Origin of the sequence: Corynebacterium suicordis DSM 45110 (genome assembly GCF_015351405.1) — a bacterium.
In the GTDB taxonomy this organism is placed as follows: Bacteria; Actinomycetota; Actinomycetes; order Mycobacteriales; family Mycobacteriaceae; genus Corynebacterium; species Corynebacterium suicordis.
The window spans coordinates 1,052,426-1,075,151 of record NZ_JADKMY010000001.1 but is presented as its reverse complement, the minus strand read 5'-3'; the positions used below and the strand labels follow the sequence as shown (position 1 = coordinate 1,075,151).

Here is a 22,726-nt window from a genome sequence, read left to right as displayed (position 1 = left end):
CGGAGAGTTGATCGGGCTTCATCGCTGCACCTCCTCTGTAAGAACCGGGTATGGCCAGCGGCCGGCAGCCACGCGCGGGGCCAGCGTTCGCAGCCGCTCGTTTCTATAACCGAGGGACACCTCGGTGTGCGTTACGCCGTCGACTTCCAGCTTCAGCGGGATGTGCAGGTGGCCATAGATCACCTGGCTCGCGCGGAAACGCACGGGCCAGTGCTGCGTGTGTTTGCTGCCGGACCACAAGCCGATCTCCTGGTGGGTCACATTCCCCATCGCCTCGCGCACCAGCGGCCAGTGATTGATCAGGATTGTGGGTCCCATCACACGCGATAATCGCTTCACCGAGTAATGCAGGCGCTCCGAGCACCACTTGGGAATGCTCACGAAGGGCGCGATGGCGTAATGATCTGTGAGCACTATGCCCGCATCTTCAGCAGCGGAAAGCGCGTGCCCCACCTCGGTTGCGGGCGGCCGCCACGTGTGATCGTAGAGGGTGAATAGTGGCGCAATCATGTGCCCGGCAAAACTCGGGTAGGGATCTTCCGGGGTCAGCACGCCCAGCTTCCGGCATCCCTGCACCAGGTATTCGTACTTCTCCTTCACGCCCAGGCCATCGCCCACGCGCACGTAGAGCTCATGATTCCCCGGCACCCACAGCACCTGCTGGAATCGCTCCGTCAGCTCGCGCAGCACCCCGAGCACCGTGTCCGGATCCTCCGCCACATCCCCAGCCACGATCAGCCAGTCCTCCGGATGCCGCGGGCGCACCAGCTCTGCCACGGTGTCCCGGTTGCCCGGAGAATTGATGTGGAGATCGCTCACCGCCCACAAGGTGCGTACTTCCTTGTTTTTCGACGCCAGCTCTTCCCTCCCCATCACCGAACACTCACAGTCAACCAGGTAGAACCGCGGTATCTCCACACCACGGCGATCAGGCGCAGGCTAATGAACGCCAGCAGTCCACACCACACACCGGTGAGGCCCCAGCCAAAGGCCAGGGAGAGCCACACCAGCGGGATGAATCCCGCGACCACGGAGAGCACCGTGGCGTTCCTGAGAAAAGCTACGTCTGCGGCTCCCAACAACACGCCATCCAGGGCGAATACCACGCCGCCGAGCAATACCAGGACGATCAGCATCCACCAGGGCGCGCGCATTGCGTTCAGCACATCCTGGTCCTGGGTGAACAGGCGCGGAAGCGCGTATGCACCCGCTGCCAAGAGGCCAGCGAGCAACACTGACACAGCCACGGAGAACCGCAACACCTTGTTTCCCACCGCGCGGGCCAAAGGCGCGGACTTCGCACCCAACGCTCCACCCACCAAAGCCTGGGCTGCGATGGCCATGGAATCCAGAACCAGAGTGAGGAAATTCCACAGCTGCAGCAGCACCTGGTGGGCGGCCAAGCTAGCTGGGCCGATGCGCGCGGCCACCGCCGCAGCGGAAACAAAAGCGACCTGGAAGGACAGGGAACGCACGATGAGATCCTTGCCCATGGCCAACTGCGGCTTAATCACGGACCATTGCGGCTTCCACGTGCGCGCGTCCCCCAGCGCGCGCCAGCGAATGATTAGGGCCGCGAGGAAACAGATCGCGATGATCCACTCCCCCAACACGTTGGCATACGCGGAGCCAACCAAACCGAAATGGTGCACCGCCCACGGGACAGTCACGGCCATCGGGATCACCCCAGCCAGCGTGAAAAGCAGCGCCAAGCGGGTATTAGACATTCCGCGCAGCCAGCCATTACCCGCCATGGTGATCAGCGCGGGAATGATGGATCCGCAGGCCACCCGCATCCACTGGGTGGCGCTGGCGGCCACGGCGGGATCATGGGCGAGCCAGTCCATGATCTGCGGCGCGGCCGCGAATATTCCACCCGTTAAGAGCGCGCCAACGGCTAAGGCAACCCAGGTGGCTTGGACACCTTCGTAGAGGGCATCGGCTTTGCGGCCGGCGCCGAAAAGCCGGGCGGCTCTGGCGGTGGTGCCATAGGAGAGAAAAGTGAGCTGGGTGGTCACCGTGCCCAGCACGGTGGCACCTGCTGCAAGTGCAGCGAGTTGAGAGGCGCCGAGGCGGCCGACCACGGCGGTATCCAACAGCAGATACAGCGGAGTGGCGGCGAGAACCACCAAGGCTGGCCAGGCCAAGCCCAGAATTTTCCGAGTCGAGGCTTGAGCTGCCGCTTGGCTGGCCAGATCGGCTTCCGGGCGCATTAGCGCTCCTCGGGCTCCGCAGGGTTGCGTGGAGCATTAACAGCGGGATCCGCATCAACAGCAGAATCAGCATCATCGCTGATCCGGTACGGATCCGGGTCACCGGCAGGCTTCGCACCCGCAGCGCTCTGGCGGATCACCTCATCCTGCGCACGAGCCTTGGCCAGCAGCGCCTCCATGTGCGCCGAAGCCTCCGGCACGGTATCCACGGAGAAGGACAAGGTCGGGGTAAAGCGCACGGAGAGCTGGTCACCCATGATCTTGCGCAGCTGTCCCTTGGCCTTAGCCAGTGCTTCTTCCGCCAACTGCACGTCTGGCCTGTCCTCCACCGTGCGGCCGCGCACCGTGTAGAACACGGTGGCATCGTGCAGGTCGCCCGTCACGCGGACATCAGTGATGGTCACCAGCTCCAGGCGAGGGTCCTTGATCTCGTGCTCAATGGCCAACGCGATGATTTGCTGAATCCGCTTGGCCAGCCGAGCTGCGCGTGCGTGATCAACCATGGTGTAAAACTCCTAGGATTAGTACTGGTTTCGACAGAGGTTGGCGTCGAAAAAAATAAAAAGACAACTGACACAAAACCCGCTCCGCCGAGCCCACAAACTGGGCCCGGAGAAACGGGGTGAGTGAGCAGGATGCATGCACCTTGCTCAGACTACGCGACTAGTCGCGAGGTACTTCCACGAGCTCGTAGGCCTCGACGATATCGCCAACCTGAATGTCGGGGTAGGACAGAACCATACCGCATTCGTAGCCAGCGGTAACCTCGGTGGCATCGTCCTTTTCGCGACGCAGAGAGTCGATATTCGCCTTCTCCACAACCACGTTGCCATCGCGGAGCAGGCGAACCTGCGCGTTGCGGCGGACCTTGCCGGATTCCACCATGCAACCTGCGATGAGGCCCACGGCAGAAGCCTTGAAGATCTCGCGGATCTCCGCGCGGCCAATCTCGCGCTCTTCATAGATTGGCTTGAGCATGCCCTTGAGCGCAGCTTCGATCTCTTCGATCGCGCGGTAGATGACCGAGTAGTAACGGATATCTACGCCCTCGGAGTTAGCCACCTCAGTGGCCTTGCCCTCTGCGCGAACGTTGAAGCCGATGATCACTGCGTTAGAAGCAGCTGCCAAGTCGACGTTGGTCTGGGTGACAGCACCCACACCACGGTCGATGATGTTGAGCGCAACTTCGTCTTCCATCTCGATCTTCAGCAGGGCATCCTCCAGCGCCTCGACGGTACCGGCGTTGTCACCCTTGAGGATCAGGTTCAAGGTGCTAGTTTCCTTCAGCACTGCATCCAGATCCTCGAGGGAAACGCGCTTGCGAGACTTAGCCTGCATTGCGTTACGACGACGGGCGTTACGACGATCCGCGATCTGACGGGCAGTACGGTCTTCGTCCACCACCAGGAGGTTATCGCCTGCACCAGACACGCTGGTCAGACCAAGCACCTGCACTGGGCGGGAAGGACCGGCCTCCTGCACATCGTCACCGTGCTCATCGATCATGCGGCGCACACGGCCGTGAGCATCGCCCACGACGATGGAATCGCCGACGCGCAAGGTACCGCGCTGCACCAGAATGGTTGCCACTGGGCCGCGACCGCGGTCCAGGTGAGCCTCAATGGCCACACCCTGAGCATCCATGTCCTGGTTGGCACGCAGATCCAGGGAAGCATCCGCGGTAAGCAGAACAGCTTCCAGCAGCTTGTCGATGTTGTCACCCTGCTTTGCAGAGATATCCACGAACATCGTGTCGCCACCGTACTCTTCCGGAACCAATTCGTACTCGGTCAGCTGACCACGAATCTTCTCCGGAGAAGCACCTTCCTTATCGATCTTGTTCACTGCCACCACGATTGGCACGTCAGCGGCCTTCGCGTGGTTGATGGCTTCCACCGTCTGCGGCATGACTCCGTCATCGGCTGCCACCACGAGGATCGCAATGTCCGTGGCCTTAGCGCCACGGGCACGCATGGCGGTGAAGGCCTCGTGACCTGGAGTATCCAGGAACGTCACCAGACGCTCGCCACCTTCGAAGTCCACACCAACCTGATATGCACCGATGTGCTGCGTGATGCCACCGGCCTCGCCACCACCGACGTTTGCCTGGCGGATGGAGTCCAGCAGGCGGGTCTTACCGTGGTCGACGTGACCCATGACGGTCACCACTGGTGGACGCTGCGAAAGGTCTTCCTCTTCGCCTTCGTCATCACCAAACTGCAGGTCGAAAGACTGCAGCAGCTCGCGGTCCTCGTCCTCAGGAGAGACAACCTGCACCTTGAAGTCCATTTCCTCACCGATCAGGATGAGGGTCTCATCGGACACGGACTGGGTTGCAGTCACCATCTCGCCGAGGTTGAACAATGCCTGTACCAATGCGGCTGCATCGGCATCGATCTTGTCCGCGAAATCTGCCAATGAAGCACCGCGAGCCAGACGAATCGAAGATCCCCGACCGTTAGGCAGCTTGACGCCACCCACCACGTTAGGAGCCTGCATTGCCTCGTACTCGTTACGCTTCTGACGCTTGGACTTGCGTCCGCGACGAGGAGCGCCACCTGGACGGCCGAATGCACCAGCGGTACCGCCGCGGCGTCCACCGCGTGCACCACCACGTGGGCCGCCACCAGCTGGACCTCCGCCACCTGGGCCACCGGAGTTACCTCCGCGACCGCGGCCACCTGGGCCACCGGCTGCGGACTTGCTTGGCATCTGGCCGGGGCTTGGATGGCTCGGCATCATTGCTGGCGATGGACGACTACCGCCACCCTGACGCTCAGCGCCACCGCGCGGAGCTCCGCCTGGGCGAGGTCCGCCCTGTCCACCTGGACGACCACCCTGCTGAGGTGCGCCGCCACGACCGCCGGCTGGGCGGGGACCGCCCTGGCCTGGGCGGGAACCGCCTGGACGTGGCATATCGCCTGGTCCAGCCTGGCCACCGCGTGGGCGTGGAGCTGGGCGCTCCGTGGTGGAAGAGAATGGGTTGTTGGCCACGCGAGGTGCGCGACCGCCTGGCTTTGGACCTGGCTTGGTGCCGGCGCCACCTGGCTTAGGAGCGTTTCCGCCTGGCTTCGCGGTAGCTGCACCGCTTGGCTTCGGAGCAGAATCGGCAGCCTTGGCGGGAGCTGGCTTGGACGCACCTGGGCGAGCTCCGGGCTTGCCGGAGGTTGCTGGTGCAGAAGTGCCCGGCTTGTTCTGGCTGCCTGGGGTGGCCTGCTTAGCGGCTGGGGCAGCTGCACGCTGCTCCTTAGCTGCTGGCTGAGCCGGCTTAGAGCCTGGCTTGGTAGCAGCAGCGCCTGGCTTTGCGGAGCCTGGCTTGGGGCCTGCGGCACCTGGCTTCACCGAAGTTGTCGGTGCCGTGGCGGCCTTTGCCACCACTGGGTTGGGAGGCGCAGAGCCTGGCTTAGGGCCGGGACGGCCTGCACCAGCTGATGCTGCAGGGGCAGGCTTTGCGCCTGGCTTTGCAGCGGCCTGCTTGGGGCTGCTCGGTGCATCGGATCCCTGGGAATCCTGACCTGCGCCATAGAAGTTCTTCATCTTCTTGACCACAGGGGGTTCCACTGTGGAAGATGCGGTCTTCACGAATTCGCCCTGCTCCTTGAGCTGGGCGAGAAGTTCTTTGCTTGTTACACCGAGTTCTTTTGCGAGCTCGTGAACGCGTAGCTTTCCGGGCACTACTCTCCTTTAGGTTTATTGGAGCCGTAGACCGGACAAATACCGGCTACGTACGGCTCCCGTACGTGATGCTGCTCATCGCAGATGCTGCTTCATCGTGCGCTCATCAGTGTTCGGGTACTTTCTCTTGGTTTAGTTTCTAAATATTCACGAACCAAATGTAGATCCGCGTTACCTGGCACCTTCAATGCGCGGGAAAAAGCTTTGCGCTTCTCCGCTATCTCTAGCGCCCCTACTTCCGGGGTGATCCACGCTCCTCGGCCGGGAAGCCGACGGTGCGGATCCGGGACGATCATCACGTCTCCGTTGTCCGTGGTCTGCGCAACCACCCGCAAAAGCTGGCGATCTGCGCATACGGTGCGTGTAGCAATACACATCCGTTGAGGAGCTCTGCGCGAAGTTACTTCTGGAGTATCCATTCGGTGCAGTCACATCCTCTCCGTGCTGTGCCATCTACACGGTCCCGCAAACCTCTTCCTGCCCACATCCGGGAAATCTCAATCGGCGCGTACTAGGCATATGCCCGGTTTCGCCTCGACCACCAGATGTCTGGACAGGTAGATGCCATTTGGCTCAAGACCATCAACCATCTTAACGCCAAACGTCGCAAAATGGTTAACCGCCTCACCCCTCGGCGCGTGCTCTATTCTGCGAATTCCCGTCCAGATTCCGCGTCTCCGTTGCGCGATGACAGCGCTGCCTCATCGGCCTCTGCCTGCGCATCGGTCTCAGAACGGATGTCGATCTTCCAGCCGGTCAACCGGGCTGCGAGACGGGCGTTCTGCCCCTCCCGGCCAATGGCCAAGGAGAGCTGATAATCCGGCACCACCACGCGCGCCACCTGAGCTTCAGGATCGATAACCCGCACGCTCACCACCTTGGATGGCGCCAGGGCGTTGCCCACGAACGTTCCTGGATCCTCGGACCAATCCACGATGTCGATCTTCTCGCCGTTGAGCTCAGCCATGATGGCCGCCACGCGCTGGCCACGTGGGCCGATGCAGGCACCCTTGGCATTCAGTCCCTTGATGGTGGAGTTCACGGCCATCTTGGTGCGGTGTCCAGATTCGCGAGCAGTGGAAACGATCTCCACGGAGCCATCGGCAACTTCCGGAACCTCCAGCGCGAACAAACCGCGCACCAGCTCTGGGTGGGTACGGGAGAGGTTGATCTGCACGTTGCGGTTGCCGTTGTTGATTACGTCCGTGACAAATGCCTTCACGCGCTTTCCGTGCTCGAGCTTCTCGCCTGGGATTTGCTCGGAAGGCAGGATCTGGCCGTCGAGCCCATCGGCCTCCGTGCCCAGTCGCACCACCACGATGCCACGGTCGTTGGCGCGGGAATCTCGCGTCACCACACCGGAGACGACCGTGTAGCGCAGGTCAGCGTATTGATCGTACTTCCGGCCAACGCGAGCTGCGTTGATGGTCTGGCGGATCACGTCGCGCACGGCAAACGCGCCAGCGCGACCGAAATCGGTAGGGGTATCGTCCAAGCGCCCGGTGATTTCCCGGTTCTCATCGCGCTCTACCTGGTAGCAGGCCACTTCGCCGCTGATCGGGTCGATGGTGACATCCACTTCACCCTCGTACTTCGTCACCCCACGGTAGGCATCCCGCAAACCGTATTTCACTGAACGGAGCAGGTCATCAAAGCCCACTCCCTCCTGCTTTTCCAACGCGCGTAGCGCAGCGATATCAATCTTCACTTGTTCTCCTCGTCCGCTGCCAGCAGCAGCGGCTCATATGCGTGCCGGTCCAATCCGATCAGTTTGGCTTCGCCTTCCGGCACCTTGTTGAACTCAACTTCTACCACCGCACCCTCCACATCACCGAATTCTCGGGTGATCACCGTGGTTTTCTTCTTGTTCTTTTTCAGGAGGACGACGCCACCCTCGTCCGCCAGCAGCACTCGCGCACTTCCTGCTTGGGGCAGCGTGACGATCCGCCCTTCGTTCTTCTTCCAGTGCCGGGGCAGCGTGAGGGGGAATTCCAGTCCCGGGGTGCTCACCTCCAGGGTGTAACCGGAGCCGAAGTTCAACTGTTCTGCCTCTTCGGCCTCATCGAATACCCGGGAGATTTCCTTGCTGATTTCCTCAATCGCATCCAGATCGGGACTGTCAGTGGTGGGATCTTCCGCATCAACGGCAATCCGAACTGCGGATTTAGCGCCCGCTTTGGTGACCTTGATATTTTCCACGATCACCCCGAATTGGGTGAGCAAGGGGTTCAGGGTATCGGTCAGTTGTTCTGGAGTGGGAAAGGCCATGTCCATGAACATTAGCAGGCATCCAAGATGGCACTATGGAGCCCGTGAGTAATACTTCTTCCTCGGTTCGCACCCAGTTCTCCCCCGCTTCTGCAACGCCACGGGCTCCGCGAGCAGCGCGTGTCTCGCGGGCTCTCGCAGCAGCGCTCTGCGCAGGTGCGGTGGGGTTCAGCGTGACCGCGTGTGGAGCGGACGGACCCCTGGCTTCTCTCACCAGCGAGCCGGAAGCCAATGACACTCTGGTGAATCTCGATGCGCAGTATCAGCACGTCCTGCAGGACCAGCAGTTGGATGCTTCCACCAAGGATCTACTGGAAGATCAGCTGAAGACGGTTCGCGAAGAATGGGTTCGCCTCTGCGGCAAGGACGATGAGGGCAGCTCTCCCGAATCCTGCGTGGATGAGGCCAAGGTCGATTCTGTCTCGGTTCCGGGAAACTTCTCCCTGAATTCTCTGCAGGAATCCCTCGTTGATGCAGTGGTGCAGGTCTCCCCGGAGAAGGCCGGGAAGTCCGATGGCTCCGCCCTCGAAGGGGGAAACCGGGAGGTAAACAGCGCTGTGCTGCTGGATCTGGCTGCGGAGCTCTCCCCGCTCGTGGAGGGCAGCGATGAACAGGATCTGCAGAAGCTGCAGCTCACCACGTACTCGGAAGAACTGGAAACCGTGAGGCAGGCGGCACATGCGGGATGGTTCGCGGTGGGCGTCGGGCTGGCAAAGGACGACGGAACACACGCCAAGACCGTGAAATCAGTGCGAGAGACCTTGCGCGTGCTGCAGATGGACCTCACGGATCAGGCTGATCGCCTCAGCCAGGAACCCGCGGCGGAGCTGCCAGCTGGGTACATCGCCAGTGACACTGCGGAACCACCGCGGAATTCAGCCGAGGTGCTGCCCTATGTGGCCAAGATTCTGCCCACGGTGACACAGCCGCTGCGCGAGGCTGTGCTCAACGCGCGCGCCGTGGAGGATCGGAAGTATGCGGCGCAGTGGTACCTCCACCTCAGCCGGCTGCAGCATCAGGTGGGAGCGGAGCAGCAGTAACCATGCAGGAATAGCCTAGCCGGAGTAAGCGAGCCCGGCTCCTGGCCTGGCTAGCTACTCAGTTCAAGGTCTAGTTGAGCGCGGCCTTGATCGTGGCGACTGCGCTCTCGTAGTCAATCTCTTCGATTTCCCCGGTCAGGCGGTTGCGCAGCTCCACCTTGCCATCGGCAAACCCGCGGCCCACCACGATCACCAGTGGCATGCCCAGCAGTTCCGCATCCTTGAACTTCACACCTGGGGAGACCTTGGGGCGATCATCCAGCAGAACCTCAACGTGATCCTCGGACAGTGCTGCGGCCAACTTTTCTGCGGCCTCACCAGCGGCGGCATCCTTGTTGGCGATCACCACGTGCGCCCCAAATGGAGCCACGGAAAGTGGCCAGCGCAGTCCCTTTTCATCGTGCATCTGCTCGGCAATTACTGCCACCAGGCGGGAAACGCCCACGCCGTAGGAGCCCATGGTTGGTACGGCACGCTTGCCAGATTCATCGAGAATCTGCAGGTCGAATGCCTCGGTGTACTTGCGACCCAGCTGGAAGATGTGGCCGATCTCAATGCCACGGGCCAGGGTCAGGGTGCCTTCGCCGTCCGGAGAAGGATCGCCCTCGAGCACCTCGGCAGCCTCGATGTAGCCATCTGGGGTGAAATCGCGGCCGGCAACCAAGCCCACCACGTGGCGGTTCTTCGCATCCGCGCCGGTGATCCAAGCGGTGCCCTCCACCACGCGCGGGTCGGCCAGGACGCGCACGCCGTTGGCTGCGAGACCGCGGGGTCCCACATAACCCTTGACCAAGAATGGGTTGTTCTTAAAGTCCTCTTCAGAGGCCAGTTCCACCGCCGCGGGTTCCAGGGAAGCTTCCAAACGCTTCATGTCTACCTCGCGGTTGCCGGGAACCAGCACGCCGGTGAGCTCGGGAGCGTAAGCCATGCCGTCCTTATCCACGCCCGGCTTGGTCACCTTCACCACGATGCACTTGAGAGTGTCCGCGGCTTCCACTGCGCGGCCGTCAATCTGCACACCCTCGGAGTTTGCCCAATCCACCAAAGCCGTGATGGTTTCGGAATCAGGGGTTTCGTACTCTTTCGCCTCGGGTTGGCCATCGATGGGCTGCTTCTCGGGAACAACCGTGACCACGGCTTCCACGTTGGCCGCGTAATCGGAAGAGGTGGAGCGCACGAAGGTATCTTCACCGTGCTCCGCGACTGCCAGGAACTCTTCGGAGGCAGATCCACCCATGGCACCAGAGGTGGCATAACAAATGGCGTACTCGATGCCCAGGGTGTTGAAGATCTGCTGGTACGCCCGGCGGTGAGCTTGGTAGCTCTGCTCCAGGCCGGAATCATCCATGTCGAAGGAGTAAGAATCCTTCATCACGAACTCGCGACCGCGAAGGATGCCGGCGCGTGGGCGCTCCTCATCGCGGTACTTGGTCTGGATCTGATAGAGGGTAACCGGGAAGTCCTTGTAGGAGCTGAACTCGGACTTCACGATGGATGCGAACATTTCCTCGTGGGTAGGGCCCAGGAGGTAATCGCCATTCTTGCGGTCCTTCAGGCGGAACAGCGCATCGCCGTACTCGGCCCAGCGGCCCGTGGTCTGGTATGGCTCGCGAGGAAGCAGGGCGGGGAACATCAGTTCCTGTCCACCAATGGCGTTCATTTCCTTGCGCACCACGTCCTCCACGCGGCGCAGTACCTTCAGGCCCAACGGGAGCCACGAATACACACCGGGTGCCACTCGTCGAACGTAGCCTGCGCGGACCAAAAGCTTGTGGCTAGGGACCTCCGCATCGGCGGGATCATCGCGCAATGTGCGCAAAAATAGGTGAGACATCCGGGTGATCATGAGGGCTAGCCTACAACCTGCGGCACTGCTCACATACCCAAAGGGGGCTTTTATCCAGCACCCCTTAAAATGTGATGCATGCTGATCATCCTACCTCCGTCAGAAACCAAGGCCGTGGGTGGCGATTCCGCCCCGTTGGAACTTTCGGAGCTGTTCCTTTCAAACGTTGATTCCTCGGTGACGACGGTGCGCAAGCAGATCGCCACGAGCCTGACTTCCATGTCCCCGAAGGTGGCCCAACCGCTACTCGGTCTCCGCGATTCTCAGGTCGGCGAGCTCAGCCACAATAAGGAGTTGCTCACCTCCCCGACCATGCCCGCCATCGAGCGCTATACGGGAGTGGCCTACGACGCGCTGGACGTCACCGGCCAGCGCACCGGCACCGCGTTGAATTCCGCCGCGCGGGAAAAGTTGGCCATCGGTTCCGCTTTGTTTGGTGTGATCGGCGCCGAGGACCTCATCCCCTACTACCGCCTGTCTGCCGGCTCCAAGCTCAAGCTGCGCGGCAAGGCTGATCACGTTACCGTTCGTTCCCGCTGGTCTGGCGTGCTGACTCCCGCTCTCGAGCAGTGGCAGACGCAGTTGCCTGCGGACGATAACGCCATCATTGATCTGCGCTCCGGCGGCTATCTGAATCTCGGCCCCGTGCCCGGTTCTCTGAAGCTACGGGTGGAGTCCTTGTATCCGGACGGCACGCGCAAGGTGGTCAGCCACTTCAACAAGCACTACAAGGGTTTGGTGGCCCGCGAGCTGGCTTTAGCCGACGTCTCCATTCCTGCCGACCGTGCCGCGCAGGCCTTCTGCGATGTGGTGGCAGGCGTGGTTTCTTTTTCCGACGCCAACTTCTCCACGGAAATAGTCGATGAAGAAAACGTCACCTTGATCGTGCCTGCGGAGAAGTAGCCCTTCTAATCCAGCTGCACGTGCTGGCTTCTGGACTGCAGGCTAATGCAAGCATTTCCTCACTGTGCACAGGCTATGCATCGTTGACGCAGGTCACACCACTTTCTAAGCTCGCGTTCATGTCTTATGAAACTCACAATGCCCAGCAAGATAGCGGGCTCGCTGCAAAACTTAATTGGCTCCGCGCGGGGGTCCTCGGTGCTAATGACGGCATCGTCTCTACCGCCGGAATTATCGTGGGCGTGGTTGCTGCGGGTTCCAGCGCTTCCGCGATCCTGACGGCCGGGGTGGCCGCTGTTACTGCAGGTGCCGTTTCGATGGCTCTCGGAGAATACGTTTCTGTCTCCGCGCAGCGGGATACCGAGCGTGAGTTGGTCACAATCCACCGCGAGGCGCACGATAAAGATCCCGCCTCAGAAACTAAAGACATAGTGACTTCTCTACAGGAACTGGGCATGTCTCGTGCCACCGCGCTCACTGCCGCCGAGGAAATGTCCCCGCAGCAGCGTTTGGCTGGTCACTTACGTGTGGAGCTGGGATTGGACGAGGAGGACCTCACTAGTCCTTGGGCGGCTGCGGCAGCTTCGGCTTTCTCGTTTGTCCTCGGATCGATTCTGCCTCTGATCGTAGCCATTGTTGCACCGCAGGGAGCCAAAGCCTGGATGACCATTGTGGCCACGTTGATGGCGCTGGCCATCACTGGTTCCATTTCTGCACGCATCAGTGAAGGTAGTCGAACCAAGGCCGTTACACGGCTGGTGACGGGAGGAGGGCTGGCGTTGCTGGTCACCTTCGGCATAGGCTGGGTATTCGGAACCACAGTGGGCGCCTAAACCCCTCAGGTGCAGGGTAGGCACAACACGGAAAAATCAGCCCAGCTGCATGTGCTTATCGGCTACTTCGCCGATAACGAACAGTGCGGGAGGCTTCACCGCTTCCGTGCGCAATACTGCGGCAAGCTGCCCCAACGTGGTGGTCAGCAGACGCTGCGAAGGCATCGAGGCGTTTTCGATGATGCTGACCGGAGTTTCCGTAGATTTGCCGCCCTCTACCTTCATCAATGTCGTGGCGATCGCTGGGGCGTTTTTGACCGCCATGATCAAAACCAAGGTGCCCGTCAGGCGTGCCACGGCATCCCAATTGGTTTCAGACCTCGAATCCCCCGGCGGTACGTGGCCGGAAACCACGGTGAAATCGTGGTTCACACCACGGTGAGTCAGGCTCAAACCGGCCACGGCAGGTGCGGATGTCGCCGAGGTCACGCCCGGAATCACGCGCACTGGAATACCTGCTGCGTGCAGTGCTTCCCACTCCTCAAAGCCACGGCCAAAGACAAACGGGTCGCCGCCCTTGAGGCGAACCACATTTTTTCCCGCCTGTGCGCACTCAATCAGCAATTGATTGGTCTGTTCCTGGGCAACCTGTTTGCCATACGGCAACTTGGACACGTCGATAACTTCCGCACCGGATTCCTCCGCAGCCGTCTCTGCCAGCTCAAACGGACCTAAGTGATCAGCCAGAATCACGTCGGCTTCGGCGATCGCCCGCGCACCAGCGACCGTGATCAGCTCCGGATCCCCCGGGCCGCCACCCACCAAGGTCACGGTGCCCAGCTCATTATCTGAGCTCGTGGGGGTCTGTCGAGTTCCCACACTGCGGCGATCATCCACCGGAATCCGCAGCTCGCGAGCGCGTTGCACAACGCGCTCGGCATCCGCGGCATCGAGATCCGCGGGGATCATGGCTAAAGAATAAGGGGACTCGAGTTTGGCGTCGGATAAAAACGAAGAAATCTCCCCGACCACCGGCAATGCCCCACTTTCCGCAATCCGCCGCGCACAAATTTCCGCGGAGGCAGTAGAAGGGACAAAGACCGTGAGGCCGGAGAGATGCAAACTCATGAAGGGGATTTTAGCCCAGCTTCAGAGTCTTCTGCGAACGGTCCCACTGCTCGTTGAACAATGCGGAATCCTTGGCCAGGCGAGTGCCGTAGGAAGGAACCATTTCCTTGAGCTTCGGGCTCCACTCGCCCATCTTGGAACCGAAGCAGCGCTCCAGAACCTCAATCATGGCGGACGGTGCGATGGACGCTCCAGGGGATGCACCCATCAGGCCGGCGATGGTGCCGTCAGCGGAGTTGACCATGGCGGTACCGAACTCCAGGGAACCGAACTTCGGAGCACCGATCGGCTTGATGACCTGCACGCGCTGACCAGCGATAACAACTTCCCAGTCCTCGTCACGAGCGGTGGGCATGTAGTCACGCAGAGCCTCGACCTTAGCGGTCTTATCCTTGAGAACTTCCTCAATCAGGTACTTGGTCAGACCCATCTCCTGCACGCCCACGCCCAGGTAGGAAGGCAGGTTGTCTGGACGGATGGACTTGAACAGGTCCAGGTAGGAGCCCTTCTTCAGGAACTTCGGGGTCCAACCGGCGTAAGGGCCAAACAGCAAGCCCTTCTTGCCGTCGATGACGCGGGTATCCAAGTGAGGAACGGACATTGGAGGCGCGCCCACGGAGGCCTGGCCGTAGACCTTGGCCTGGTGCTGCTCCACCAACTCATCGTTGGTGCAACGCAGCCACTCGCCGGCCACGGGGAATCCGCCGTAACCCTTGATCTCGCGGATACCGGACTTCTGCAGCAGTGGCAAAGCCATGCCGCCAGCGCCGACGAACACGAAGTTAGCGGTGATCACGGAGGTGTCGCCGGTGTGGAGGTTCTTGGTCTCCACCTTCCACTTGCTGCCATCGCGGGTGATGTTCTTGACTTCGTTGCCGTAGCGAACGGTTACTCCGCGCTCGGTCACTGCATCCAGGTACTGGCGAGTCAGTGCGCCGTAGTTGATGTCGGTACCGTTCTCGAACCAGCTCAGTGCCACTGGGTTGTTGAAGTCACGGCCCCGCGCCATGAGTGGAACAGACTCCTTGAACTTCTCCTCGGAGTCGCTGAACTGCATGTCAGGGAACAGTGGGTGATCCTTCAGGGCCTCGTAGCGAGCCTTGAGGTAATCAACCTGCTTCATGCCATTGGCGAAGGACACGTGAGGAACCGGGTTAATGAACTCAGAAGGATCCCCCAGGATTCCTTCTTCCACCAGGTAAGACCAGAACTGGCGGGAAACCTGGAACTTGGAGTTCACGCCCACGGCCTTGGAAATATCGATCTTCCCGTTGACCTCTGGGGTGTAGTTGAGCTCACACAGAGCGGAGTGGCCCGTACCAGCGTTATTCCATGGGTCGGAGGACTCCGCGCCCGGGACGTCCAAGCGCTCAATGATCAGCTGAGACCAGTCAGGCTGCAGTTGCTGCAGCATGACGGACAGGGTGGTAGAGATAACTCCCGCTCCAACGAGCAGGACATCAACCGAGTCTTTATTTGCGGGTGCGTTACTAGCCACTGTGTTTCTACATTCCTTTGTCAGTAGCGCGAGCACGGCTCACGCTTTGCTTTGAACGAATCGAGACGGGTGTGAAAAACAACCTTACGCCCTAGACGGCACAACTCAATTACCGACCCCAGGCCACAACAATGGATAGGGTATGTGACGTGAGCCAATTTAGTAGCGCGATGAACCTGCAAAAAGCCCTGCGTAGCACCCAGCATCCAGCCGCCGGTACTTCCGTGTCTGAGTTGGAATTCGGCCCGGATGAGCTGGGTGAGGGCTTCAGTTACCACTACGTGGAGATGGGCAAGGACCCGGACCGCGAAGCCCCGGTGCGCTTCACGCTGGTCCGCTTCCAGCCCGCCCAGGATGCTTCCGGGGTGGAGCTCAGCCAAGCGGAGTTCTCTTCCCGTCCGGCCATCCTGCTGGTGCACGGCATGACTGATTACTTCTTCCAGCGCCACGTGGCCGAATATTTCACCGACCTAGGTTATGCCGTTTATGGCATTGACCTGCGCAAGTGCGGGCGTTCCTGGCGCGAGGGGCAGACCTGGCACCACGTATCCAAGCAGCGGATCTACGGCGAGGATCTCACCATCGCCGCGGCCCTCATCACCAATGCGCACCCTTCTCTCACAGTGTTTGGGCATTCCAATGGCGGGTTGGGAGTGACCATGTGGGCTTCCCGCCTGCATCACGATGCCGTGGATATGCCGGAAAGCCCCCAGGCAACGCTGTTCAGCCGGCTGGACGCCGTGGTGCTGAACTCCCCGTGGTTTGGTCTGCAGTTCAACGCGATGACCCGCATCCTCATCAACAAGGTCATCCCCGTGGTGAGCCACTTCCGCCCCAACCTGCAGCTCAAGGGTGGGGTCAACCCAATCAACGGTGTCACCCTCCACACTTCCGAAAAGGGCGAGTGGGATTACAACCTGGAGCTCAAGCCCGTCCAGGCTCGCCCCAAGTCCATCACCTGGCTGACCGGCGTGGCAACGGAGATCCGCAACCTGCAGACCGGCAACTACTCCACGGGCCTGCCCACCCTCCTGCTGTGCAGCGATAAGCACTACTTCGGCCGTGCGGTGGACGAGCGCGCCTACACCTCAGATGTGATCCTCAAGCCTTCCCAGATGCGGGAACAGGCGCGGAACGCGGATCCGAACACGGACGTGGCAGTGATCAAGGACGGGTTGCATGACATCTTCCTTTCCCGCCTCCCCGTGCGCAACGAGGCCCTCGCTGTGACCTCGGATTGGCTGGCCCACAACCGCCGCAGCCGGTAGTTTCTTCCTCTCGGACAAGCTGCTCGCGAGCCTCTTGGCGCCAGCCCGGCCGAATTAGTGGCAATGTAGAACCCATGACAACTGAGCATTTTGATCTCATCATCGTGGGCACCGGGTCCGGCAACACCATCGCGAATCATGATTTTCACCATAAGAAGATCGCTATCGTGGAGCGCGGAATCTTTGGTGGCACGTGCATCAACGTGGGTTGCATCCCCACCAAGATGTTCGTCTACACCGCCGATGTGGCCCGCGAGGTTGCCGACGCCCAACGCCTCTCCCTCACCGGTGAGATCACCCACGTGGACTGGAAGGGCATCCAGCAACGCATCTTCGGCCAGCGCGTGGATCCCATCGCCGTGGCTGGCGAGGAATACCGCCGCGGCCCAAAGACCCCCAACATCACCTTGTTCACCGGCACCGCCTCCTTCTCCGGTCCCCGGACTCTGGACATTGACCTGGAGGATACTCCTGGTTCTTCTTCGGATTCCGACGCCAACTCCTCCCCCTCCCGCGTCACCATCAGCGCGGACGATATTGTCCTGGCCACGGGCACTCGGCCGTCAATCCCAGCGATCATCAAGGATTCCGGGGTGCGCTACCGCACCAATGAGGACATCATGCGCTTGGAAGAGTTGCCCAAGTCCTTGACCATTCTGGGCGGCGGCGTCATCGCCGCGGAGTTCGCCCATGTGTTCTCTGGGCTGGGCACGAATGTCACAGTGGTCAACCGCTCCCCGGTGATGCTGAAGAACCAGGATGCCACCGTGGTGGAGCGCTTCAATGAGCTGGCCAAGGGTCAGTGGAACAACCTGATGGGACGCACCTTCACAGCTTTCCGCGAAGATTCCGAGGGCAACGTGGTGGTGACCCTCGATGATGGCACCGAGGTGGTTTCGCAGGAGCTGCTGGTTGCGCTGGGACGCGTGCCCAATTCCGATCTCCTCAATCTCGAGGCGGCCGGAGTGGAGACCAACGAGCGCGGGTTTATCCAGGTGGACGAGTACGGCCACACCAGCGCGGAAGGCGTGTGGGCTATGGGAGATGCCTCCAACACCTTCCAGCTCAAGCACGTGGCTAACGCCGAAGCTCGAGTGCTGCAGCACAACCTGCTGCACCCGGATGATCTGCGCAGCTACAACCATGATCTCGTGCCGGCGGGCATCTTCACCAGCCCGCAGATTGGCACGGTGGGCATGACGGAAGCCGAAGCGCGTGAATACGGCGAGAAGACCGGGCACGGCATCACCGTGAAGGTGCAGGACTATTCAGACGTGGCCTACGGATGGGCGATGGAGGAACGGGGCACGTTCTGCAAGATCATCGCCGATGCAGAAACGGGCCAGATCCTCGGCAGCCACATCATGGGCCCGCAGGCCACCACGCTGATGCAGCAGCTGATCACCGCGATGGTCTTCCGCATTGATGCGCGCCTGCTGGCCAAGAATCAGTACTGGCCACACCCCGCGCTCTCCGAGGTCGTGGAAAATGCCCTGCTGGGACTGGAATTCACCAGTGCAGATCCAGAGGGCATCGATCCTTAAAGATCCCTAAAGCGCGGTCAGCACTTCGCAGCCATCATCGGTGACAACCAGCGTGTGCTCAAACTGGGCAGTCCACTTCTTGTCCTTGGTCTGCACAGTCCAGTTGTCATCCCAGATGTCATAGTCCAGGGTGCCCAGGTTGATCATCGGCTCGATGGTCAGGGTCATGCCGGGCTCCAAGGTGGTGTGATCCCGCTGGTTATCGTGGTGCAGGATCACCAGCCCATTGTGGAACGTTGGGCCCACGCCGTGGCCGGTGAAATCCCGAACCACGTTGTAGCCGAATCGCTTGGCGTAGCTTTCGATAACTCGGCCGATCACGTTGATTTCCCGCCCAGGCTTAACGGCCTTGATGCCGCGCCACATGGCCTGCTCGGTGCGTTCCACCAAGAGTGCATGCTCCTCGGATGCTTCACCGGCGATAAACGTGGCGTTGGTATCCCCGTGCACCCCGTTCTTGAAGGCGGTCACGTCGATGTTGACGATATCCCCCTCTTCCACCACGGTGCTATCCGGAATCCCGTGGCAGATGATCTCATTCAAAGAGATACACGTGGACTTCGGGTACTGACGATAACCCAAGGTAGAGGGGTATGCGCCATGATCGAGCATGTACTCGTGCGCGATCCGGTCCAGCTCATCCGTGGTGATCCCCGGTGCCACTGCTGCGCCGGCTTCGCGCAGCGCTTCCGCCGCAATGCGCGAGGTGTCACGCATCTTTTCGATGACCTCAGCACTCTGGATCCACGGCTCGCCGACGTTTTCCTGAACCTCGTCCTTCCACACGTACTCGGGGCGTTCGATGTGCGCCGGCACAGTGCGGATGGGTGTGGGGTTTCCAGGGGTCAGTGGCGATCTAGTCATGCGCTCCACCATACTCCCCACCCGGACAGGCAGATTATTCGGCTTTCCGGTCCAAATTCTGGAAGAAATTGCTGGTCACGCCCACGGCGTTCTCCGAGCCTCCGCCCAGAACCACCAGAGTGGCAAAGGCCAGGTCTCCGCGATAGCCCGCAAACCACGAGTGCGATCCCTCGTTAATTTCCGCCTCACCCGTCTTGCCGTACACCTCTCCGGCACCCGCGATGGCGCGGCCGGAACCCGAAGTAACCACCGAGCGCATCATCCGGCGCAGCTCATCAATCTTGACCGGATCCAGCTTATTGGCAGCTTCATCGGCTGATGCGGTCTGGTGATTGTCTCCGCTAATCAGGTAGGGAGTCGGTCGCGATCCTGCCGCCACCGTGCTGGCCACCATCGCCATGCCAAACGGGCTCGCCAAGTCCAGGCCCTGGCCGTAGCCGGCTTCCGTGCGATCCAGCATCACTTCGCCCTTGGGCACCGAACCGGTGAGCGTGTCCAATCCTTGAATTTTGAAATCGACGCCAAGCCCGAACTGCTTGGCGAATTCCTCCAGCTCTCCGGGCTGCAATTGAGTGGAGATGTCCGCGAACGTGGTGTTACAGGACTTGGCGAAGGCATTTTCCAGTGGTGTATTGCCCAGGGAGAAGGAGTTGTAGTTGGTCACGATGCGCCCACCGATGTCTTGGGTGGATGGGCAACCGACGATGGAATCGGGAGTCAATCCCTGCTTTTCCAGACCGGCGTACGCGGTGAGCATCTTGAAGGTAGAGCCCGGTGGGAATTGGCCCATCATGGCCAGGTCACCGCGCTTGTCCGCCTCTGCGGTCTGCGCCACAGAGAGGATCTCGCCGGTGGATGGGCGCATGACCACCATCATGGCCTCTGCACCCTGGCGGGAATCAACCGCTGCCTGCGCCGCCATCTGCACCTCGCGGGACAAGCTCACCTTCACGCTGGGCGCGGCCACGGCATCAGTTTGGGCCAGCGTGGTGAGCTCTGCCCCTTCGGTGTTCGAGGAGACGATCTTCCATCCGTCCTCCCCCGCCAGGTCATCCTTGACCAGGTTATTCACACGGGAAAGGATGTCCGGGGCAAAGCCGGGATCCGGGCGGACCATGGCGAATTCAGAATTGAAGCGCACTCCCGTGGCATCATCCATGGCCGCTTGCAGTTGCTTGCCCTGCTTCTCGCTGAGGGTCAACACGGAATAGTCACCCGCAGTGTCGCGGGCCTCGGCGGAGAGTTTGTTGGCGTCGATAGAAGGAACGGATTCATCCTGGCCGCGCATGGCGTCCAACTCATTGGAAATCCGGGTGAGAATACCGTTCACATTCCCCACCTTTTTGGTGTCCAGCACCACGCGGGTGATCCGGCCGGGCTCCATCAGCACTGCCCCATCGCTGCCCACCACATTGGCGGATTGTGCAGCGACCTTGCGCAGCTCCATGTGTTGCTGTGCGCCCAGGTCCGGGTGGATCACGGAAGGCTGCCAGCGCACGTCCCAGTTCTCGCCGGTCTTGGTGAGGGTCATGGTGGAGTCATAGGCAAAGTTGCGCTCACCGGGTAGATCCCAATCCATATGGAACGTAGCGGTGGCCAGATTGTCCTTGGTATGGACGTCCTTGAGCTCCGCGTTAAGCCCCTCAGCCTGCAGGGAATCCCAGGTCTGGGACATCTGCGAGCTGGCCTCATCCGGATTGTCGGTGAACTGGCGCACGTCATCGCTGCGCTCGGCGAAGGCGGTGAGGAATTGCTCGGCGACATCATCGGGAACATCCGGCTTGGGCGTACACGCGGCCATGCTGAAAACTAAACCTGTCACGGTGGTGGCGGCCAGGATGCTTCTGAAACGGTGATGCATAGGTGCTCACCTTAGTCAGTGATTTAGAGGATTCCGCGCTCCCGCGCCACAGCCACTGCAGCCGTGCGATTTTTCACACCCAGTTTGGAGAAAACGTGTGCCAAATGGGATTTCACTGTGGCTTCGGTGAGAACTAGTTGCCTGGCTATCACTTTGTTTGAGCTGCCTTCACCGGCTAGGCGCAGCACGTCGAGCTCTCGCGCGGTGAGTTTTTCAAAGGGGTTGGAGAGCCTGCCCATCACCTTCCCCATCACTTGCCCGCTCATCACGGATTCCCCGCGCGCGGCCTGCTTTATCCCCTGCGCCAGCAATTCCGGGCCGCAATCCTTGAGCAAATAACCCACGGCGCCCGCGGAAATCGCCCCCAGCACATCGCTGTCGGTGGAGTAATTGGTCACGATCAACACCTGCGGAGGGTTCGGCAAAGCCCGCAGAGCCTTGGTGGCACCCACGCCATCGCCCTGAGTGTCGTTTGGCGATTCCCCGAAGCGCAGATCCATGAGCACCACATCTACCGGGTTGGCCAGGCAAAAATCCACGGCCTCTCCGGCCTGTCCCACGCTGGCCACCACTTTAATATCCGTGGTGGCAAGCATCGCCTCCAGGCCCGCGCGCACCACGGGGTGGTCATCCGCGATAACTACTCTGACCATAGTAAATTCCCCTTGTCTTGGGCGCCCGCGCCGTGGGTGGGGATGTGCACGGACACCCCGCATCCTTCGCCCGGTTCGCTTTCGATTGCTAGGCTACCGCCAAGTTTTTTCACCCGACGCCGTACCCCGTCCATCCCCACGCTGGACCACTGCGTGTGCTGCACGTCCATCCCCCGCCCGTTGTCCACCACATCAACAGAGATCGCATCTGGCTGATAAGTCAGTGTCACTCGCGCGGCGGTGGCCTGGGAGTGTTTCACCACGTTGGACACCAGGGACTGCACGATTCGCAGCACGTCTTTCTGCGCGCTCTCCCCGATCAGATGCGGCTGGCCGTCTACTTCCAGCTGAATGGCCTCACCCATTGGCGTGGTGGACACCACCGCGCCCAGAGCCGTTGGTAGATCCGCGTCCACTAATTCACCGGGTTGGAGCTCCGCGATAATGCGTCGGGTCTCCTCCAGATTGCTTTCGGCCGTTTCGCGGGCCAGGCTGATCTGCTCCAGGAGGATCTCGCGCTCAACCGCGGGGATTTCCAAGCGCTTGAGCCGGCCTTCCACGGAATGCAGGAGCATGTGGATGGAGCTGAGACCCTGGGCCACCGTGTCATGGATCTCCCCTGCCAGGCGCATGCGTTCGGCCGTGGCAGTTTCGCGGCGCAACATGCGGAAACCCACGCCCAGTGCGATGGCCACCATGGCTCCGGTCACGGGCCCGATCACCCCGCCAATGGTCCATCCGTTGAACCTGCCGAGCGCATACACGGCCACTGCGGTCACCACCGCTACCGCTGGTACCGCACGGGCCATGGGCAGCATGCCGATCAGCAGGAAGAACAGCGGGAAAGCCAGGAAGGCTGCGGTCGGCGCGACCATCAGCAGCAGAGTCCAAGTGCCGACCAACAGCAGCAGCCACAGCCACGTGGGGCGCATCCACATGCCCAGCGCATAGACGAATGCGAAGGCCGCCAGGTTCCAGCTCATCCCGTCATTGGCCAGGGTGACCAGCAGCAGCACAAACGCCAGCACGTGCAAGCCGTGACCCAGGAAGCGCCACGCTTGGTCGAGTTTGTTCACCATAGTGGAATCCACCCTATCCTCCGCCCCGGACTGCGACCTCATACAAAAGTATGAACAAAACACCGATCTAGTGCCTGATGTGCACAAACCTTCCCCGCCGCACAATGAATAAC

At 60.9% G+C, this 22,726-nt stretch carries 19 protein-coding genes; 5 read left to right on the top strand and 14 right to left on the bottom strand.

Going from position 1 to position 22,726, the window contains the following annotated elements; translation table 11 throughout:
• Positions 1-18: 18 nt before the first annotated feature.
• From IRY30_RS05000 to rimP, 7 genes are all read right to left on the bottom strand, one after another.
• Positions 19-873, bottom strand: a complete 855-nt coding sequence (locus tag IRY30_RS05000) for a metallophosphoesterase family protein (protein ID WP_194556573.1) — start codon at positions 871-873, stop codon at positions 19-21.
• Complete coding sequence (locus IRY30_RS04995) at positions 873-2,213, bottom strand: MATE family efflux transporter (protein WP_194556245.1); 1,341 nt, start codon at positions 2,211-2,213, stop codon at positions 873-875. Before IRY30_RS04995 ends, IRY30_RS05000 begins: the two co-directional genes overlap by 1 nt.
• Positions 2,213-2,716, bottom strand: coding sequence for a 30S ribosome-binding factor RbfA (gene rbfA / locus IRY30_RS04990; RefSeq protein WP_194556244.1), 504 nt, complete (start codon positions 2,714-2,716; stop codon positions 2,213-2,215). Before rbfA ends, IRY30_RS04995 begins: the two co-directional genes overlap by 1 nt.
• 160 nt (positions 2,717-2,876) lie before the next feature.
• Positions 2,877-5,888: a translation initiation factor IF-2 gene (infB, locus tag IRY30_RS04985; protein WP_194556243.1), complete on the bottom strand. Its 3,012-nt coding sequence runs from the start codon at positions 5,886-5,888 to the stop codon at positions 2,877-2,879.
• A 92-nt stretch (positions 5,889-5,980) separates the two neighbouring features.
• Complete coding sequence (locus IRY30_RS04980) at positions 5,981-6,265, bottom strand: YlxR family protein (protein WP_228502976.1); 285 nt, start codon at positions 6,263-6,265, stop codon at positions 5,981-5,983.
• A gap of 266 nt (positions 6,266-6,531) precedes the next feature.
• The gene (gene nusA / locus IRY30_RS04975) at positions 6,532-7,596 is read right to left on the bottom strand and encodes a transcription termination factor NusA (protein WP_194556241.1); all 1,065 of its coding nucleotides are present in this window, start codon (positions 7,594-7,596) and stop codon (positions 6,532-6,534) included.
• A complete protein-coding gene (rimP, locus tag IRY30_RS04970) occupies positions 7,593-8,156 on the bottom strand; it encodes a ribosome maturation factor RimP (protein WP_228502575.1) in 564 nt (187 codons plus the stop codon). The genes nusA and rimP overlap by 4 nt, the downstream gene beginning before the upstream one ends.
• A gap of 44 nt (positions 8,157-8,200) precedes the next feature.
• Here rimP and IRY30_RS04965 point away from each other — a divergent pair, with 44 nt between their 5' ends.
• The gene (locus IRY30_RS04965) at positions 8,201-9,196 is read left to right on the top strand and encodes a hypothetical protein (RefSeq protein WP_194556240.1); all 996 of its coding nucleotides are present in this window, start codon (positions 8,201-8,203) and stop codon (positions 9,194-9,196) included.
• A 70-nt stretch (positions 9,197-9,266) separates the two neighbouring features.
• Here IRY30_RS04965 and IRY30_RS04960 read toward each other — a convergent pair whose 3' ends face one another.
• A complete protein-coding gene (locus IRY30_RS04960; protein ID WP_194556239.1) occupies positions 9,267-11,042 on the bottom strand; it encodes a proline--tRNA ligase in 1,776 nt (591 codons plus the stop codon).
• A 78-nt stretch (positions 11,043-11,120) separates the two neighbouring features.
• Between IRY30_RS04960 and IRY30_RS04955 the strand changes: the two genes are divergently transcribed.
• Positions 11,121-11,945, top strand: a complete 825-nt coding sequence (locus IRY30_RS04955) for a YaaA family protein (RefSeq protein WP_194556238.1) — start codon at positions 11,121-11,123, stop codon at positions 11,943-11,945.
• Positions 11,946-12,064: 119 nt separating this feature from the next.
• Positions 12,065-12,778, top strand: a complete 714-nt coding sequence (locus IRY30_RS04950) for a VIT1/CCC1 transporter family protein (RefSeq protein ID WP_194556237.1) — start codon at positions 12,065-12,067, stop codon at positions 12,776-12,778.
• Positions 12,779-12,814: 36 nt separating this feature from the next.
• On the opposite strand, the gene cobA is transcribed toward IRY30_RS04950, so the two are convergent.
• Together cobA and mqo are read right to left on the bottom strand one after the other, a co-directional pair.
• Complete coding sequence (gene cobA, locus IRY30_RS04945) at positions 12,815-13,846, bottom strand: uroporphyrinogen-III C-methyltransferase (protein WP_194556236.1); 1,032 nt, start codon at positions 13,844-13,846, stop codon at positions 12,815-12,817.
• Positions 13,847-13,856: 10 nt separating this feature from the next.
• Positions 13,857-15,344, bottom strand: a complete 1,488-nt coding sequence (gene mqo, locus IRY30_RS04940) for a malate dehydrogenase (quinone) (protein WP_194556235.1) — start codon at positions 15,342-15,344, stop codon at positions 13,857-13,859.
• A gap of 149 nt (positions 15,345-15,493) precedes the next feature.
• On the opposite strand from mqo, the gene IRY30_RS04935 reads away from it, so the two are divergent.
• On the top strand, positions 15,494-16,612 hold the full coding sequence (locus IRY30_RS04935; protein ID WP_288813735.1) for an alpha/beta hydrolase: 1,119 nt from the start codon (positions 15,494-15,496) through the stop codon (positions 16,610-16,612).
• A gap of 74 nt (positions 16,613-16,686) precedes the next feature.
• Positions 16,687-18,156 carry a mycothione reductase gene (gene mtr / locus IRY30_RS04930; protein WP_194556234.1) on the top strand — a complete coding sequence of 490 codons (1,470 nt, stop codon included), beginning with the start codon at positions 16,687-16,689 and terminating at the stop codon, positions 18,154-18,156.
• A gap of 6 nt (positions 18,157-18,162) precedes the next feature.
• On the opposite strand, the gene map is transcribed toward mtr, so the two are convergent.
• Genes map through IRY30_RS04910 form a run of 4 tightly spaced genes read right to left on the bottom strand, consistent with a single transcriptional unit; the run spans position 18,163 to position 22,613 of the window.
• Complete coding sequence (gene map, locus IRY30_RS04925) at positions 18,163-19,020, bottom strand: type I methionyl aminopeptidase (protein ID WP_194556233.1); 858 nt, start codon at positions 19,018-19,020, stop codon at positions 18,163-18,165.
• 34 nt (positions 19,021-19,054) lie between these two features.
• A complete protein-coding gene (locus IRY30_RS04920) occupies positions 19,055-20,881 on the bottom strand; it encodes a penicillin-binding transpeptidase domain-containing protein (RefSeq protein WP_194556232.1) in 1,827 nt (608 codons plus the stop codon).
• A 23-nt stretch (positions 20,882-20,904) separates the two neighbouring features.
• Entirely contained in the window at positions 20,905-21,534 is a 630-nt protein-coding gene (locus IRY30_RS04915; RefSeq protein ID WP_194556231.1) for a response regulator, read from the bottom strand.
• A complete protein-coding gene (locus tag IRY30_RS04910; RefSeq protein WP_194556230.1) occupies positions 21,522-22,613 on the bottom strand; it encodes a sensor histidine kinase in 1,092 nt (363 codons plus the stop codon). Before IRY30_RS04910 ends, IRY30_RS04915 begins: the two co-directional genes overlap by 13 nt.
• Between the last annotated feature and the right edge of the window lie 113 nt (positions 22,614-22,726).

What these genes read in the sequence shown, in the direction of transcription:
- IRY30_RS05000 (WP_194556573.1), bottom strand. Translation starts at nt 873, where the DNA reads ATGGGGAGGGAAGAGCTGGCGTCGAAAAACAAGGAAGTACGCACCTTG.
- IRY30_RS04995 (WP_194556245.1), bottom strand. Translation starts at nt 2,213, where the DNA reads ATGCGCCCGGAAGCCGATCTGGCCAGCCAAGCGGCAGCTCAAGCCTCG.
- rbfA (WP_194556244.1), bottom strand. Translation starts at nt 2,716, where the DNA reads ATGGTTGATCACGCACGCGCAGCTCGGCTGGCCAAGCGGATTCAGCAA.
- IRY30_RS04980 (WP_228502976.1), bottom strand. Translation starts at nt 6,265, where the DNA reads ATGTGTATTGCTACACGCACCGTATGCGCAGATCGCCAGCTTTTGCGG.
- rimP (WP_228502575.1), bottom strand. Translation starts at nt 8,156, where the DNA reads ATGGCCTTTCCCACTCCAGAACAACTGACCGATACCCTGAACCCCTTG.
- IRY30_RS04960 (WP_194556239.1), bottom strand. Translation starts at nt 11,042, where the DNA reads ATGATCACCCGGATGTCTCACCTATTTTTGCGCACATTGCGCGATGAT.
- IRY30_RS04955 (WP_194556238.1), top strand. Translation starts at nt 11,121, where the DNA reads ATGCTGATCATCCTACCTCCGTCAGAAACCAAGGCCGTGGGTGGCGAT.
- IRY30_RS04950 (WP_194556237.1), top strand. Translation starts at nt 12,065, where the DNA reads ATGTCTTATGAAACTCACAATGCCCAGCAAGATAGCGGGCTCGCTGCA.
- cobA (WP_194556236.1), bottom strand. Translation starts at nt 13,846, where the DNA reads ATGAGTTTGCATCTCTCCGGCCTCACGGTCTTTGTCCCTTCTACTGCC.
- mtr (WP_194556234.1), top strand. Translation starts at nt 16,687, where the DNA reads ATGACAACTGAGCATTTTGATCTCATCATCGTGGGCACCGGGTCCGGC.
- map (WP_194556233.1), bottom strand. Translation starts at nt 19,020, where the DNA reads ATGACTAGATCGCCACTGACCCCTGGAAACCCCACACCCATCCGCACT.
- IRY30_RS04920 (WP_194556232.1), bottom strand. Translation starts at nt 20,881, where the DNA reads ATGCATCACCGTTTCAGAAGCATCCTGGCCGCCACCACCGTGACAGGT.
- IRY30_RS04915 (WP_194556231.1), bottom strand. Translation starts at nt 21,534, where the DNA reads ATGGTCAGAGTAGTTATCGCGGATGACCACCCCGTGGTGCGCGCGGGC.
- IRY30_RS04910 (WP_194556230.1), bottom strand. Translation starts at nt 22,613, where the DNA reads ATGGTGAACAAACTCGACCAAGCGTGGCGCTTCCTGGGTCACGGCTTG.